Below are 14335 nucleotides of genomic sequence, written 5' to 3'. Positions count from 1 at the left end.
GGTCTTAGGGAAAACCGCTCAGAACACGCGATTCCGGAACCGCGAAACTGAGCGATGCACCAATTCGATTCAACTTACGGGAACTCTTGCGCTCTACTTGATGCCGCCTGGCCCGCCAAGGGATGAAGTCGAGCTCGATCTTTTCGTGGCCGAGCTCGTCGCAAGCGCGAGACTTGGCAGGACCGGAGTCTGGAAGGGAACGGCTAATAAACCGTGAATAATGCCCGACATGGCATGAATATCAGGACGTTATGTCGCGGAGCGCGTCGGCCCTCGCGGCGGTCCTGCAACTCTCGATATATTTCCGAGCTGCGGCCACATCCAAGGGATGATCGGGCGGCTGTTCCCGTGGCCAACGCGCGCAAGTTTACGCCGAAGCGCGCCTCCAGTGCATTTGGTGGTCCGGATACGCTGGTGCGCGCTGCATCACCGGGACAGGAGCGAACGGGAAATCAGTGAACGAGCTGCTCAACCCTGCTTGAGGATTCGCTTCGCCTTGGATTCCGGCCATTTGTCGCCGAGCTGCCGGACCCGAACGCGCGTGCCGTCGTCAGTGTTGATAAGCGCGTGGGTGGCGATCTCGTCGTTGATCTCGAACAGGCGCAGCTCGGTGTTCGGCAGCCACGTCAGTGTCTGATCGATGTCGCCCGGAAAAATCTGCCACGCCGATCCGTCCTGCATTTTGACAATGTGGCTCTCGGGATGTTCCAGAATTTTCATCGCGGTACCTTTATTGGCCTCTGCTGACGAAAGTGAGCTTGTGTCCTGATTCCGAAGTTCGCATCGACCTTGCGGCACCAGCGATGCGGACTTCCGAACGCCGCGCTAGACCTGGCTTGAAGCGACTGGCGCATGACCATTGGCCATGGCGATGCGTGCGGGAGAAATCTCTCCATCGAGCCAGTCCTGCTCGTTAGCCAGCGCGCGCCAGGCGGCTTCCATGCGCTTGTAGCGGTTGAACGTCGGCTCGCTCGGGGCGCTCTCCGCAAGATGCGCGCAGTTCTCGGCGTTTTCGCGGAAGATTTCGGATTGCTTCATGATGTCTTCCCTTTCTGGAAGAACACCTATGCAGGCGCCGCGCGATTACAACGAAGTTCCGATGAAGGATCGGTAACGATCGATCGCGGCGCGCGGTCTCACAACGGCGGGAGAAGCATGCCCGGTTCAGCTGCCGTTCATCATGGCTGGTGGGCAAAATAAAACGGCCGGCTCCTGCGAGCCGGCCGCTTTGAATTTGAGAAAAGCCGCGTGAGCTCTCAGCTCGCCTTCTTCACCGGCTGTGCGCCGACCTTCTTCTCGATCTGGCGCTTGAGCTCGAGCGCGCGCGGCGAGAGATTGGCCGCGCGGGCCTTCAGCAGAAACGCATCGAGGCCGCCATTGTGGTCGACGCTCTTGATCGCGTTGGTGGAGACGCGCAGGCGCACGTTGCGTCCGAGTGCATCGGAGATGAAGGTCACGTTGCACAGGTTCGGCAGGAAGCGCCGCTTGGTCTTGATATTGGAGTGGCTCACCTTGTGACCCACTTGCGGGCCCTTGGCCGTCAGTTCACAGCGCCGCGACATCGTTGATAAAATCCTCTTCCATCCCGGCCTCCGCCCATATCGGATGGAGCAGCGCCAAGGGTCAAAAACTCGTCCATTGGAGGAACCGCGGACGTATAGGGGCAGATGAAGGTGCCGTCAAGGTTGGGTTGGGGCGACAGAGGACCGGAAATCCCGCTTTTGGCGGGCATTTTGCCGCTTCTGCTATCACATAAACGGCGTATTCGCCGCCCATATCGGGGTTCCATGATAGGATGCCACGTGGCCGCGCGCACCTTTGGGAGCGCGATGCCCGAGAGGATGTCCTTAAACAACGTCCTAACACCTTGCGGCGCTCCGATTTACCTAAAGCGCGCGAAGCCGTTGTTCGCCAGGTTTTTTGCTTTAATGAAATATTTCATCCACTTTCGTTCGAGGACCGCAACTTCCGTGAATAGTCCCGGCTCGACCTCGCCGCGGCTCAGGTGGGTTCTGGCCGGCCTGTGCGGCTTTGCCGTCATTCTCGCCTCGCCGTCACGGCCGGCTTTCGCCCAAGGCAAGCTCGAAGCGCAGTATGAGGCGACGCTCGCCGGCATTCCCGTCGGCCGGGGCGCCTGGAACATCGACATCTCCGACGACCAATATTCCGCTTCCGCCGTCGGTGGCACCGCGGGCCTCTTGAAAACCTTTGCCAGCGGTACCGGCTCGAGCAACGCGCAAGGACGCGTCGTGAATGGCGTGCTGGTGCCGACCAACTACACCGCCACGACCTCCACGCCGAAAAAGTCCGAGACGATCCACATGGCGCTGAGCAATGGCACTATCAAGGAATCTGCGATCGAGCCGGAGCCGCCGGTCGATCCCGACCGCATTCCGGTGACGGATGCCCATAAGAAGGGCGTGTTCGATCCGATGACGGGCGCCATGCTGCGTGTGCCCGGCACAGCCGATCCGGTCAGTCCGGAAGCCTGCCGCGGTAGCGCGGCCGAATTCGACGGGCGCATGCGTTATGACCTGAAGCTTGAATTCAAGCGCATGGAAACCGTGAAGTCCGAGAAGGGCTATCGGGGGCCGGTCGTGGTCTGCGCGATCTATTTCACGCCGGTTGCGGGCTATATCCCGGACCGCCCGGTGATCAAGCATCTCTCTGCGGCCCGCAATATCGAGATCGCCTTCGCACCGGTTCTGGGAACCCGCATCCTGGTTCCGTATCGTCTGGTCATTCCGACATATCTCGGTGTCGCCATGCTGGAAGCGACCTCGTTCGTCACCACACCGACGCCGCCGCGCGTAGCCAAGACGAATTGACGCCGAAGGCGTCATTCCGGGATGGTGCGTAAGCACCAGACCCGGAATGAGATTCCGGGTTCGCTCGTTATCACTCGCGCCCCGGAATGACAGATGGTAGCGCACAGAATCCCCATTGACTCCTGGCCGGTTCTGATTCGACTCAGCGGTCGCGCGCATTTTAAGATTTCCGTCGTCAAACCGTCGCTTGCAGCGCCGTGGCAAACTTGATCTAGTGCCGCAAGTCGTTATCTGCACGACATGTTGAGTGAACGAAGCAGGACGATCCCGGGAGTCAGCGATTCGGGCGCGATTCGTTCTAGACTCGTTCCGAAGCTTAAATCCCGCCCTCACAACCGTCGCATTGTGGGACACTCTTTCAGGCGCGAGCTACATCCGATCACAAGCTTCGACCTTCATTTTCACGCCATTTGCACGCGCCGCCGAAAGCCGTAGAAACTCTTCAAAACATGGCTGTTTCGTCTTCTCCTTTCTCTTCGTCCAATAACGGAAGGGCCCCCGGCGCGGGCGTCACCGCCGTGCTCGGGCCGACCAATACCGGCAAGACCAGTCTCGCGATCGAGCGCATGCTCGCGCATTCCTCGGGCCTGATCGGTTTGCCGCTGCGGCTGCTCGCGCGCGAGGTCTACAACAAGATCGCCGACCGCGCCGGACCTGAGGCGGTCGCGCTGATCACCGGCGAGGAGAAGATCAAGCCGCCAAGGCCGCGGTTCTGGGTGTCGACAGTCGAGGCGATGCCGCGCGATCTCGATGTTTCGTTTTTGGCGGTCGATGAGATCCAGATCGCGGCCGACCTCGAGCGCGGCCATGTGTTCACCGATCGCATCCTCAATCGGCGCGGCCGCGACGAGACGCTGCTGCTCGGCGCCGCGACCATGCGCGGGATCGTCGAGCGGCTGCTCCCCGGCGCCAACATCGTCACACGGCCACGGCTGTCGCAACTCGAATTTGCCGGCGATCGCAAGATCACCCGCCAGCCGCGCCGCACCGCGATCGTCGCCTTTTCCGCCGATGAGGTCTACGCGATCGCCGAATTGATCCGCCGTCAGCACGGCGGCGCGGCGGTGGTGCTGGGATCGCTCAGCCCGCGCACGCGAAACGCGCAGGTCGCGATGTTCCAGAACGGCGATGTCGATTATCTCGTCGCCACCGATGCGATCGGCATGGGTCTCAATCTCGACGTCGACCATGTCGCGTTCGCCTCCGACCGCAAATATGACGGCTACCAGTTCCGCCGGCTCACGCCGGCCGAATTTGCCCAGATTGCGGGCAGGGCAGGCCGCGCTACCCGTAACGGTACCTTCGGCACCACCGGCCGCTGCGCGCCGTTCGAACCCGAACTGGTCAACGCGTTGCAGAACCACACCTTCGAAAGCGTGCGGATGCTGCAATGGCGCAATTCGAAGCTCGACTTCTCCTCGGTCGGCGCGCTCCAGGTCTCGCTCGCGCTTGCGCCCGCCCATGAAGTGCTGACCCGGGCCCCGATCGCGGAGGACCTGCGCGTGCTCGATCATGTCGCGCGCGATGCCGATATCCGGCAAATGGCGGAGGGCGCGAAAGCGGTCGAGCGCCTCTGGGAGGCCTGCCAGATCCCGGATTACCGCAGGATCGCGCCGGCCGCCCATGCCGAGCTTGTCACGACCCTGTTTCGATTCCTGATGCAAAAAGGGCGGATCCCGGATGCATGGTTCGCCGCTCAGGTCGACCAGGCAGACCGGGTCGACGGCGATATCGACACTTTATCGGGCCGGATTGCGCAAATCCGCACCTGGACCTTCGTCGCCAATCGTCCGGACTGGCTCGCCGACCCCGAGCACTGGCAAGGGATCACGCGCGAGGTCGAAAATAAATTATCCGATGCGCTGCATGAACGGCTCACAGAGCGTTTCGTTGATCGCCGTACCAGTGTATTGATGCGCCGCCTGCGGGAGAATGTGGTTTTGAATACGGAAATCGGCAAAACCGGCGAAGTGATCGTCGAAGGCCATGTGATTGGCCGCTTGGACGGCTTTACATTTGCGCCAGACGCGGCGGAAGCCGGCTCTGAAGCCAAGGCGCTGCAGGCGACCGCGCAAAAAGCGCTGGCCGGCGAAATCGATGCGCGGGCGGAAAAACTTGCGGCTTCTCCCGACGATCAGTTTGTGCTGACGTCGGAGGGAACCATCCGCTGGACCGGTGATGCGGTGGCGCGCCTCACCGCGGCGGATGATGCGCTGCATCCGCGCATCCGCATCATTTCCGACGAGCGGCTGACCGGCGCGCCGCGCGAGGCGGTGCAGACCCGGCTCGATCTGTGGCTGAAGACCCATATCGAGAAGCTGCTCGGGCCGCTGTTTGAATTGAGCAAGGCCGAGGATGTCACGGGGATTGCGCGTGGCATCGCCTTCCAGCTGATCGAGTCGATGGGCGTGCTCGAGCGCTCGAAAATTTCCGCGGAAATGAAGGACCTCGATCAGCCATCACGGGCGTCCTTGCGCAAATACGGTGTGCGCTTCGGCGCCTATCACATCTATGTGCCTTCGCTGCTCAAGCCGGCGGCGCGCGCATTAGCCTCGCTGCTTTGGGCGTTGAAGCAGGCCAATGTCGATCTCTCCACGCTGTCGGGCGCGCAGCATCTGGCCGGCAGCGGCCGCACCTCGTTCCCGGTCGACAAGGCCCTGCCGCGCGATGCCTATCGCGTGCTCGGTTACCGCCAGTGCGGCGAACGCGCGGTGCGCGTCGATATTCTGGAGCGGCTTGCCGATCTGATCCGTCCGGCGCTCGCCTGGCGTGAAAGCTCACCGGGCGAAAAGCCGCCCGGTGCGTTCGATGGCCGCAGCTTCGTGGTAACGCAGGCGATGACCTCGCTGACGGGTTCGGCGGGCGAGGATTTCGCCTCGATCCTGCGCGCGCTCGGCTATCGCATGGACCGCCGTCCGGCGCCGCCCAAGCCGTCGGCAGTCGAGGCGGCGCCCGCGGCCGAAGCCGCACCGGCTGTCACGCCCTCCGAAGAGGTGCCTGCCGCCGCAACGGCGGGTGCAGGTGCAGAGACGGCGGCGAGCGAAGCTGCGCCGGCGGGCGAAGAGCTGCCGGCCGTCGAAGCGGCACCGAGCACCGAGGCCGGTGACGAGACTATTGTGGCGGCCGAAGAAGTTGCCGCCCCATCCACCACGCTGCTGCCTCAGGTCGATTTTGCGCAAACGCGGGACATCCTGAACGTCGCGACGACCGCTGAGGAGACCACGACCGCTGAAGCGACGAAGGCCGCGCCGTCCACGGCGGCTGAAACGACGGTTCTGGCAGAAACATCTCCTGCTACGCAGAGCGCGAGCGAGACCGCGCCGGCTGAAGCTGCGGCTGCGCCCGCTGAGGCGGAGCTGGTCGAGGTCTGGCGTCCCGGCGGCCGCTCCGACGAGCGCCGTCCGCCGCGCCACGATCGCAGGGGGCATCGTCGTCACGACCGCGCGGCTGAGGGCGTCACCGCGCCCGGCGAAGCGGCTGCGGGCGAGCAGAGCGAGGGCGCCAAACGCGAGCGCCATCGGCACGGGCGGCGCGACCGCCACCGTGATTTCAACAAGCCGCGGACCGATCAGCCGGCCGAGGGTGCCGTTGCAGCCGCGGCCGAGGGCGCGCCCGCGCGCGAGGAGCGGCGGGACGATCGCAATGGCCGGCCGCGCGAGCGCTTCGACGGCAAGGGACGCGAGGACCGCAACCGCTCCAAGTTCCGCGATCGTGACGATGCACCTCGCGAAGGCGGGCGCGACAAGGGCCGCGGCGGACGCGACCGCGATCGTGGTGGCCGGGAAAGCGGGCCCTCGCATCGGCAATATGCATCGAGTGCCGGGCCGCGTGACCGCGATCGTCCGATCGATCCCAATTCGCCGTTCGCCAAACTCGCCGCGCTCAAGGAGCAGATGACGGCGAACCGGAAGGACTAACCGATCTTCGCGGGAGTTGCGTGGAGCGCCAGCGTCTCGACAAATGGCTGTGGCATGCCCGCCTGGTGAAAGCCCGGACCAGTGCTGCCGCGCTCGTCGCTGGCGGCCACGTGCGTATCAACGGCGTGCGCGAGACCTCGCCCGGCCACGCGCTCAAGGCCGGTGACGTCGTCACCGTCGGACTCGATCGTTCGGTGCGCGTGCTCAAGGTCATCGGCTTTGCCGAACGGCGGGGCGATGCCGCCTCCGCTCGCGTGCTTTATGTCGATTTGCAGGGGGCTGCAGCTGGGCCGCGTTGAGTGACTATCTGACCTGATGGGGTCAGGCGACTTGATGGCCCAGCTTCCCTTGCAGCGCAGTGCTTCCTGCGCTACGCAACCCGGTAAAATTGACCCGTTTCGGAGCCCTGGATGACTTACGTCGTCACTGAAGCCTGCATTAAGTGCAAATACACCGACTGCGTTGAGGTCTGCCCCGTCGATTGTTTCTACGAGGGCGAGAACATGCTGGTCATCCATCCCGACGAATGCATCGATTGTGGCGTGTGCGAGCCGGAATGTCCGGCCGATGCGATCAAGCCGGACACCGAGCCTGGGCTGGAAAAATGGCTCGAAGTGAACAGCGAATATGCCAAATCCTGGCCAAATATTACCCAAAAGAAGGAATCTCCGGCCGACGCCAAGGAATTCGAAGGCGTGGACGGCAAGTTTGAGAAATATTTTTCTCCCAACCCCGGGACCGGCGACTGAGGTCAGGAGCCGGGTTTTCGGAGGCTTATCCACAGGCTCGGCAAGTGCTGTGGACAGCTATTTGGCTTAACCCTGTTTGAGGTTTCGATGACAAAAGCACCCCCCAGCGGCGCTGAGGGGGCATAAATCATTGATTTTTGCGGGAAATGTGCTATATTGACGCATTAACTAGCCGAACCCGGCAGCCAGCTTGTGGGCCCCATGGGTTCCCGTGAAAACATCGAACAGGGGCGTGGCAGTTTCCGCGCGCAGGCTGTGTCACAGAAAACGCGTAATAAGAGTACTTCGAAGGCGTCAAAAAAAGCCGCCGCGGCCATTAGCCGAGGCGCAACCAAAGGCCGTGCCCCGGCGTCTTCAAAGGACATTCGGAAAACTTCCAAGGCATCGGCTGCCAAGTCCTCTAAAAACAAAAGAAGCTCAATGCCCAACAAGACTGCGAAGACTGCCGCGAAAGCGTCCGGTTCGAAAGCCACTGCTTCGAAGGTTGCCGCTTCCAAGACCGCTGCCCATAAGCCTGCCCCGAAGGCCGCCGCGCCCAAGGCCGCCGTCAAGGCGCCCGCCGCTGCTGCCAAGCCTGTCGTCGCCGCCAAGCCGGTAGCTGCCGCACCGCGCGTCGAAGACAAGAAGCCGCTGACCCAGCGCCAGGGCTTCAAGACCCACGAATTCGTGGTCTACCCCGCCCATGGCGTTGGCCAGATCCTCGCGATCGAGGAGCAGGAAATCGCCGGCGCCAAGCTTGAGCTGTTCGTGATCAATTTCATGAAGGACAAGATGACGCTGCGGGTGCCGACGGCGAAGGTCGCCAATGTCGGCATGCGCAAGCTCTCAGAGCCGGCGCTGGTGAAGAAAGCGCTGGAGACGCTGAAGGGCCGTGCCCGCGTCAAACGCACCATGTGGTCGCGCCGGGCCCAGGAATACGAAGCCAAGATCAATTCGGGCGATATCGTCGCGATCGCGGAAGTCGTGCGCGATCTCTATCGTTCGGAATCGCAGCCCGAGCAGTCCTACAGCGAACGCCAGCTTTACGAAGCCGCCCTCGACCGCCTGTCGCGCGAAATCGCGGTGGTGCAGCACGTCACCGAAACCGAAGCGGTGAAGGAAATCGAAAGCCAGCTCGCCAAGAGCCCGCGCCGCGGCGCCAAGGCGGAAGCCGATGCTGAAGCGGACGGCGAGGCCGAGGGCGATGAGGCCGATTCCGATATCGACGGCGACGATGCCGCCGTTGCGGACGAAGCCGCGTAAGCTGTTTCAAAGCTCAAAACGAAAAGCCCGGTCGATCAGACCGGGCTTTTTTCATTGTTGCTGTTCCCCTCTCCCCTTGTGGGAGAGGGTGCCCGAGCATAGAGGGTCAGGCGGGCGACGCCGCGCGAGATGCCCGGTTCGCGTTAAGCGCGCCCGGGGATGACGCGCTTTCGCGGGTCAATCCACCACGATCTTGACGCGGTCGCGCGCCTTGACCTGGGCGTGGGCCTCGAGGCCGTTGATGATGCGGAAGCGCTCGGCCGGACGGTCGACGCCGGCCATGCGGTGCGACAGCGATTCCACGGTATCGCCCGGCTGCACGTTGATCACCTTGATGCGTAAGGGCCGCGCCGCCTGGATTTCCTCCAGCGTCAATCGGCGGAACGAGTTCACGGTCTCGCGTGCGTTGCGCTCGCTTTCCGTCGTCTTCTGCTTGGCCGCGAAGATGAAGCGATAGACATCGTTGCCAAAGCGAAGCGCATAGACCTTGAACTGCCACTGGTCGCCGCTGGCGACAGTGGAGGCCGCCGGAAGGCCGTTGATGGTGACCTCTTCGGTCGCGGACTTGTCGACGTTTTCCATCCAGCCGGAGTTGAGATAGTCGCCGAGGCTCTGCTCGGCCGGCACCCGCACCACGTCGAAGCGCATCGCCTGCGCGCCGCCATCGCGTACGCCGATCACCGCCTGCGCGGTGTTGTCGAGCGTGAAATTCTCAGGCGCGGTAAAGGTGAAGCCGAGTTTGGGATGCAGGAATCTGCGGCCGCGCACGAAGCCTTCGCTCGGGTCCTCGCCATAGACGATGTTGTCGATCGCGGCGAGATAGCTGTCGCGATCGCGTTCGCTCGAGTCGGGCGAGGTATATTGCCGCGCACTGTTCTGGGCGTTGGCGACACGCTCCGGCGTTGCCGGATGCGAGGACAGAAAATCCTGCGCCCGCGGGTCGACCGAGGATTTGCCGGCTTTCAGCGCGGCGTTGCGTTCCATCGCCGACAGAAACCGCGCTGCGCCATAGGGATCGAAATGCGCGCGCGCCGAAATGCCGACGCCGATGCCGTCGGCTTCGAATTCCTGCGTGCGCGAGAAGCTCGCCAGCGTCAGCTTGTTCTTGGCGAGCGCGAGCGCCGTGATGTCGGGATCGTTGCCCATGTCGGTGAGAACGCGGGTGGCGACGGCGGCTTCGCGCGCCTTGTCCTCGCGAATGGCGGCGTGCTTGGCCAGCACATGCGCCATCTCGTGGCTCAGCACCGAGGACAATTCGGAGGTGTCGCAGGCGAGCGCGATCAGGCCGCGCGTGACGTAAAGCTGACCGGTCGGCAGTGCGAAGGCATTCACCGCCCCCGAATTGAGGATCGTCACCTTGTAGGCCTGGTCGGGCCGGTCGGAGGCCGCTACCAGGCGGTCGACGGTCTTGCCGATCAGGCCTTCCAGCTTCGGGTCGTCATAGGCGCCGCCGTAGGACGACAGGATGCGCTCATGTTCCTTCTCGGCGGCGGGGCTTTGAACAAAGGTGCTGCGGACCGGTTTGGCGGGCGCCGAGGGCAGCGATGGGCTTGCGGTCTGAAAGCGCGTGAAATCGCCGCCGCAGCCGGCGAGCAAAAGCGATGCGCCCAAAAGGCTAAGCGCCGCCGAAAGCCGGCTCGTTCTTGCCTTGCGATGTCCCACGCCGTCCACCACGCCAGCCACTCTGAAGGATTTCAGCGAGTTATCTCTCGCCGATCAACTCAATCTGCCCCGCCTGAAGCACTTCAATTCGCGGTCCGGTACGCGCTTCAACAAATCCTCGGACTCGGATACGCTTATTTTCCAAAGACTTAGGTTCAAGGCCGGCCGCCGCCAAATTGGCGAGCGCCCGCCTTGGAATAGTCACAGCAAAGTCCCGTGTCCAGTTCCGTCCGAAATTCAGATAGGTGGTTGCCCCCGCCTGTCGAACGGACAGAACCTTGCCCTCGACCAGTGTAAAACGCCCAATCCCAGCCAAAATACCGCCCGGACTTTCGGTGTTTTTTATGGCCGTGGGGTCGGCCCAGATGCCTCTTTTTGCCTCGCGCGCGGCGGTCTCGGCGGCCAGAAGCGTACCGGCGCATTCCATGTCGCTGACATCTGGAGATACCAGCGCCTCGCCCTCGGCCAGAATCTCCTGCTGAGCCAGCTTCTCATCGCCGACCAGCCACACAAAGGCGATCTGCCGGCCATAACGGTCCGGCGTATCATCGTCGGCGTGCAGCCGCACCTTGCGCCCGGCAAGCAATGTCGCGAGCGATCGCATGCGTTCCGCCGAAGAGGTTCCGGGGAACGCCGGTTCGATGCCGGCAAGACGTATTTCGCGCCCGTCGTCCAGGCGAAAGCTCCTGCTGTCGATCACCGCCGCCACCCGTCCTTCACCCTGCGGTTCCGGCAGGCAAGGCGTCGCCGACGCCGCACCGATGATGGCGATGGAAACCGCAACCCCTGCGATCGCCGCCAGCCATTGAAACCTGTTTGACATCGCTGACACGCCCATCCAGCACGCTCGCCCCTTTCCACGTGACGGAAAGCGGCAGGATTGGACCACTTGCTTGCCGCTGCCCTATGCTTGCGGCATGATCGCCATAATGGCAATTGCGGATCTACCGCAATGCGAGAGGGGAGGAGAATTTCATGCGGCGGGTTGTTTCCGGTGTCTTGGGAGTCATGTGCGCGCTGGTTTCGACGGCGGCGCTCGCCCAGAGCAAGCCCCCGCTCAAGCTTGGCGGCATTCTCGACATGTCCGGGCTCTACGCCGACATCACCGGTCCCGGCGAAGAGACGGCGGTAAAGATGGCTGTTGAGGATTTCGGCGGCGAAGTACTAGGGCGCAAGATCGAGGTTCTCGCGGCCGATCACCTCAACAAGGCCGATCTCGCCGCCAACATCGCCCGCGACATGCTCGACAATCAGGGCGTCGAGATGATCTACGACGTCGCGGCGTCCGCCACCGCGCTCGCGGCCGGCGAAGTCGCCAAGGCCCGCAACAAGATCGTCATGTTCTCCGGTCCCGGTTCGATCCGCCTCTCCAACGAGGCCTGCGGCCCCTACACGGTCCATTACGTGTTCGATACCTATTCGCAGGCCAACGTCACCGGCCTTGCGGCGGTCAAGCAGGGCCTCGATAGCTGGTTCTTCATCACCGCCGACTACGCCTTTGGCCACGATCTCGAAAAGGATACGGCGAATGTCGTGCAGAAGGCCGGCGGCAAGGTGCTCGGCGATGTCCGCCATCCGCTGAACTCGTCGGATTTCTCGTCCTATTTGCTGCAGGCCCAGGCCTCCAAGGCCAAGGTGATTGGCCTCGCCAACGCCGGCGGCGACACCATCAACACCATCAAGCAGGCGGCGGAATTCGGCATCATGAAGGGCGGCCAGAAGATATCGCCGCTGCTCGCCTTCATCACCGACATCGACAGCGTCGGGCTCGAGACCGCGCAAGGCTTGCTGCTGACGGAGGCCTTTTACTGGGATCTCAATGACGAGACCCGTGCGTTTTCCAAACGCTTCAAGGAAAAGGTCGGGCGGGTGCCCGGCGGCGCGCAAGCGGGCGCCTACTCGGCCGTCACCCACTATCTGAAAGCCGTCAAGGCGGCCGGCACCACCGATGCCGCCGCCGTGATGAAGATCATGAAGGAGACCCCGATCAACGACATGTTCGCCAAAAACGGCCGGATCCGCGAGGACGGCCGCATGGTGCACGACATGTATCTGTTCGAGGTCAAGAAGCCGTCGGAATCCAAAGGCCGCTGGGACGACTACAAGCTGCTGGCGACCATTCCCGGCGACGATGCGTTCCAGCCGCTGTCGGCCTCGCGCTGTCCGTTGGTGAAGAAATGACGCGAAGCGTCATTCCGGGGCAGTGCGCAGCACTGAGCCCGGAATCCATTAATCGACACGCTCAGCGGTGAGATGGATTCCGGGTCCACGCCTTGCGGCGTGTCCCGGAATGACGGCTGATAACAAACAACGAAGAAGGCAAAAAATAATGACCGCCGAAACCGTCCTGCAAAATCTCGACTCCGGCCTGCTGACCATCACCATGAACCGGCCCGAACGCCGTAACGCGCTCAACCCGGACATGACCATGGGCTTGGTTGCGGCCGCCAAGCGCGCGGCCGAAGATCCGGAAGTGCGTGCGGTGCTGTTGAAGGGCGCCGGCGGCACGTTCTGCGTCGGCGGCGACGTCAAATCGATGGCGGACGGCAGCCGCGCGCCGATGTCGTTTGAAGGCAGGCACATCAACTTGAGGCGCGCGATGGAAGTCTCGCGGATCCTTCATGAGATGTCGAAGCCCGTGGTGGCGCAGCTCGACGGTGCGGCGGCCGGCGCTGGGCTCTCGATCGCGCTGTCTTGCGATTTCCGCATCGCTTCTCAGTCGGCGAAGATCACCACCGCTTTCGCCAAGGTCGGCCTGTCCGGCGACTATGGCGGGACCTATTTCCTCACCCAGATGCTCGGCAGCGCCAAAGCGCGCGAGCTTTATCTGCTGTCGCCGGTGTTGAGCGCGCAGGAAGCGCTCGCGCTCGGCATGGTGACGCGTGTGGTGGCCGATGCCGAGTGTGAGGCGGCCGCGCGCGAATTCGCGATGTCACTGGCGCAGGGGCCGACCATTGCCTACGGCTACATCAAGCGCAACATCAACAATGCGGAGCGCCTGCCACTGGAAGCCTGCTTCGACGGCGAAGCGCTGCATCACGCGCGCGCCAACGAGACCGCCGACCACAAGGAAGCGGCCAAGGCTTTCGTCGAAAAGCGCAAGCCGGTGTTTCAAAATCACTGAGGAACCTGCCGTCTCCTGTGCGGTTTGCCTCACATGAGAACGCGTCTGCAAAGATTGCTCACCGATCTCGGGGCGTGGCTCTCACGTCCCTGGGTCGTTGGCCTGGTGCTGCTCTACGCCGCGCTCTGGTTCGTTTTCGATCCCGGCAGCTTCGGATGGCATGCAGTCGCGGTAATTGCCACGCTGCTGATGACGCTCTTTATCCAACGGTCGGAACACCGCGATACTCAGGCCATACATGCCAAGCTTGACGAGCTGTTACGGGCGAATGGCGATGCCCGAAATCAGCTCACCAGGCTCGACGATAAAGAGCCCGAGCAGGTCGAGGAATTCCGGACTCGGGCTCAAGCAAGCGAGTAACGCGCGTGCGCGGGCCGTTGGCGATTTCGATGCGGGCGGTGAGGTTGAGCGAAGGCAGAAGGTTACCTCGCTGAATGATCGGCGCTTGGAGGATTCGCGCGTTGCCACCGTCCGACACCACATCAATCCGCTTGCGCGGTCGAAATCCAAATGCGGCACATCGCTCCATTCTCCGCAACGCGAGAAGGTAAACAGCGCTCACCGTCCCTTGAAATTGGGCACGCGCCGCTCTTCAGTGGCCTTGACGCCTTCCTTGAAGTCCTCGGTGGCGCGCAGCCGCGTCTGTTCGGCCAACTCGTGATGGGTGGCGGCGAGCACTCGGTCGGCAAGGCCTGCGCGCATCGTGGCGCGGGTCGAGAGCAGGCCGAGCGGCGAGCACTCGGCGATCTCCTGAGCGAGCTTCATGGCGCGCTCGCGCACCTGGTCCTGCGGCACGCATTCATTGGCAAGGCC

General features: G+C 63.0%; 14 protein-coding genes. 8 read left to right on the top strand and 6 right to left on the bottom strand.

Features of this window, described 5'->3' with window-relative positions:
- Positions 1–468: 468 nt before the first annotated feature.
- The 3 genes from VFL62_RS07980 to rpmB all read right to left on the bottom strand — a co-directional run bounded on the left by VFL62_RS07980 (position 469) and on the right by rpmB (position 1562).
- Complete coding sequence (locus VFL62_RS07980) at positions 469–720, bottom strand: hypothetical protein (protein WP_325171826.1); 252 nt, start codon at positions 718–720, stop codon at positions 469–471.
- A gap of 105 nt (positions 721–825) precedes the next feature.
- The gene (locus VFL62_RS07975; RefSeq protein ID WP_325171825.1) at positions 826–1038 is read right to left on the bottom strand and encodes a hypothetical protein; all 213 of its coding nucleotides are present in this window, start codon (positions 1036–1038) and stop codon (positions 826–828) included.
- A 218-nt stretch (positions 1039–1256) separates the two neighbouring features.
- Positions 1257–1562, bottom strand: coding sequence for a 50S ribosomal protein L28 (gene rpmB / locus VFL62_RS07970; protein WP_325171824.1), 306 nt, complete (start codon positions 1560–1562; stop codon positions 1257–1259).
- A 450-nt stretch (positions 1563–2012) separates the two neighbouring features.
- On the opposite strand from rpmB, the gene VFL62_RS07965 reads away from it, so the two are divergent.
- The 5 genes from VFL62_RS07965 (at position 2013) to VFL62_RS07945 (ending at position 8736) form a co-directional block, all read left to right on the top strand.
- Complete coding sequence (locus VFL62_RS07965) at positions 2013–2828, top strand: DUF3108 domain-containing protein (RefSeq protein WP_325171827.1); 816 nt, start codon at positions 2013–2015, stop codon at positions 2826–2828.
- Positions 2829–3277: 449 nt separating this feature from the next.
- Positions 3278–6745: a helicase-related protein gene (locus VFL62_RS07960; protein ID WP_325171823.1), complete on the top strand. Its 3468-nt coding sequence runs from the start codon at positions 3278–3280 to the stop codon at positions 6743–6745.
- 20 nt (positions 6746–6765) lie between these two features.
- Positions 6766–7044 (top strand): RNA-binding S4 domain-containing protein, encoded by a 279-nt coding sequence (locus VFL62_RS07955; RefSeq protein WP_325171822.1) that lies wholly within the window; start codon positions 6766–6768, stop codon positions 7042–7044.
- Positions 7045–7155: 111 nt separating this feature from the next.
- Positions 7156–7494: a ferredoxin FdxA gene (gene fdxA / locus VFL62_RS07950; RefSeq protein ID WP_325171821.1), complete on the top strand. Its 339-nt coding sequence runs from the start codon at positions 7156–7158 to the stop codon at positions 7492–7494.
- A 420-nt stretch (positions 7495–7914) separates the two neighbouring features.
- Positions 7915–8736 (top strand): CarD family transcriptional regulator, encoded by an 822-nt coding sequence (locus tag VFL62_RS07945; RefSeq protein WP_414644646.1) that lies wholly within the window; start codon positions 7915–7917, stop codon positions 8734–8736.
- A 177-nt stretch (positions 8737–8913) separates the two neighbouring features.
- Here VFL62_RS07945 and VFL62_RS07940 read toward each other — a convergent pair whose 3' ends face one another.
- Positions 8914–10347 (bottom strand): M48 family metalloprotease, encoded by a 1434-nt coding sequence (locus tag VFL62_RS07940; RefSeq protein ID WP_414644647.1) that lies wholly within the window; start codon positions 10345–10347, stop codon positions 8914–8916.
- Between the two features lie 91 nt (positions 10348–10438).
- Positions 10439–11221, bottom strand: coding sequence for a thermonuclease family protein (locus tag VFL62_RS07935; protein WP_325171818.1), 783 nt, complete (start codon positions 11219–11221; stop codon positions 10439–10441).
- A 152-nt stretch (positions 11222–11373) separates the two neighbouring features.
- Here VFL62_RS07935 and VFL62_RS07930 point away from each other — a divergent pair, with 152 nt between their 5' ends.
- The 3 genes from VFL62_RS07930 to VFL62_RS07920 all read left to right on the top strand — a co-directional run bounded on the left by VFL62_RS07930 (position 11374) and on the right by VFL62_RS07920 (position 13882).
- Positions 11374–12579: an ABC transporter substrate-binding protein gene (locus VFL62_RS07930; protein WP_325171817.1), complete on the top strand. Its 1206-nt coding sequence runs from the start codon at positions 11374–11376 to the stop codon at positions 12577–12579.
- Between the two features lie 148 nt (positions 12580–12727).
- Complete coding sequence (locus VFL62_RS07925) at positions 12728–13522, top strand: enoyl-CoA hydratase (RefSeq protein ID WP_325171816.1); 795 nt, start codon at positions 12728–12730, stop codon at positions 13520–13522.
- A 33-nt stretch (positions 13523–13555) separates the two neighbouring features.
- Complete coding sequence (locus VFL62_RS07920) at positions 13556–13882, top strand: low affinity iron permease family protein (RefSeq protein WP_325171815.1); 327 nt, start codon at positions 13556–13558, stop codon at positions 13880–13882.
- Positions 13883–14080: 198 nt separating this feature from the next.
- Here VFL62_RS07920 and VFL62_RS07915 read toward each other — a convergent pair.
- The coding region (locus tag VFL62_RS07915; RefSeq protein WP_325171814.1) for an enoyl-CoA hydratase/isomerase family protein at positions 14081–14335 on the bottom strand (255 nt) is incomplete at its 5' end.

Source organism: Bradyrhizobium sp. (genome assembly GCF_035701725.1).
GTDB lineage: Bacteria > Pseudomonadota > Alphaproteobacteria > Rhizobiales > Xanthobacteraceae > Bradyrhizobium.
This window is presented reverse-complemented; position numbering and strand designations above follow the sequence as displayed.

What these genes read in the sequence shown, in the direction of transcription:
- VFL62_RS07980 (WP_325171826.1), bottom strand. Translation starts at nt 720, where the DNA reads ATGAAAATTCTGGAACATCCCGAGAGCCACATTGTCAAAATGCAGGAC.
- VFL62_RS07975 (WP_325171825.1), bottom strand. Translation starts at nt 1,038, where the DNA reads ATGAAGCAATCCGAAATCTTCCGCGAAAACGCCGAGAACTGCGCGCAT.
- rpmB (WP_325171824.1), bottom strand. Translation starts at nt 1,562, where the DNA reads ATGTCGCGGCGCTGTGAACTGACGGCCAAGGGCCCGCAAGTGGGTCAC.
- VFL62_RS07960 (WP_325171823.1), top strand. Translation starts at nt 3,278, where the DNA reads ATGGCTGTTTCGTCTTCTCCTTTCTCTTCGTCCAATAACGGAAGGGCC.
- fdxA (WP_325171821.1), top strand. Translation starts at nt 7,156, where the DNA reads ATGACTTACGTCGTCACTGAAGCCTGCATTAAGTGCAAATACACCGAC.
- VFL62_RS07945 (WP_414644646.1), top strand. Translation starts at nt 7,915, where the DNA reads ATGCCCAACAAGACTGCGAAGACTGCCGCGAAAGCGTCCGGTTCGAAA.
- VFL62_RS07935 (WP_325171818.1), bottom strand. Translation starts at nt 11,221, where the DNA reads ATGTCAAACAGGTTTCAATGGCTGGCGGCGATCGCAGGGGTTGCGGTT.
- VFL62_RS07930 (WP_325171817.1), top strand. Translation starts at nt 11,374, where the DNA reads ATGCGGCGGGTTGTTTCCGGTGTCTTGGGAGTCATGTGCGCGCTGGTT.
- VFL62_RS07925 (WP_325171816.1), top strand. Translation starts at nt 12,728, where the DNA reads ATGACCGCCGAAACCGTCCTGCAAAATCTCGACTCCGGCCTGCTGACC.
- VFL62_RS07920 (WP_325171815.1), top strand. Translation starts at nt 13,556, where the DNA reads ATGAGAACGCGTCTGCAAAGATTGCTCACCGATCTCGGGGCGTGGCTC.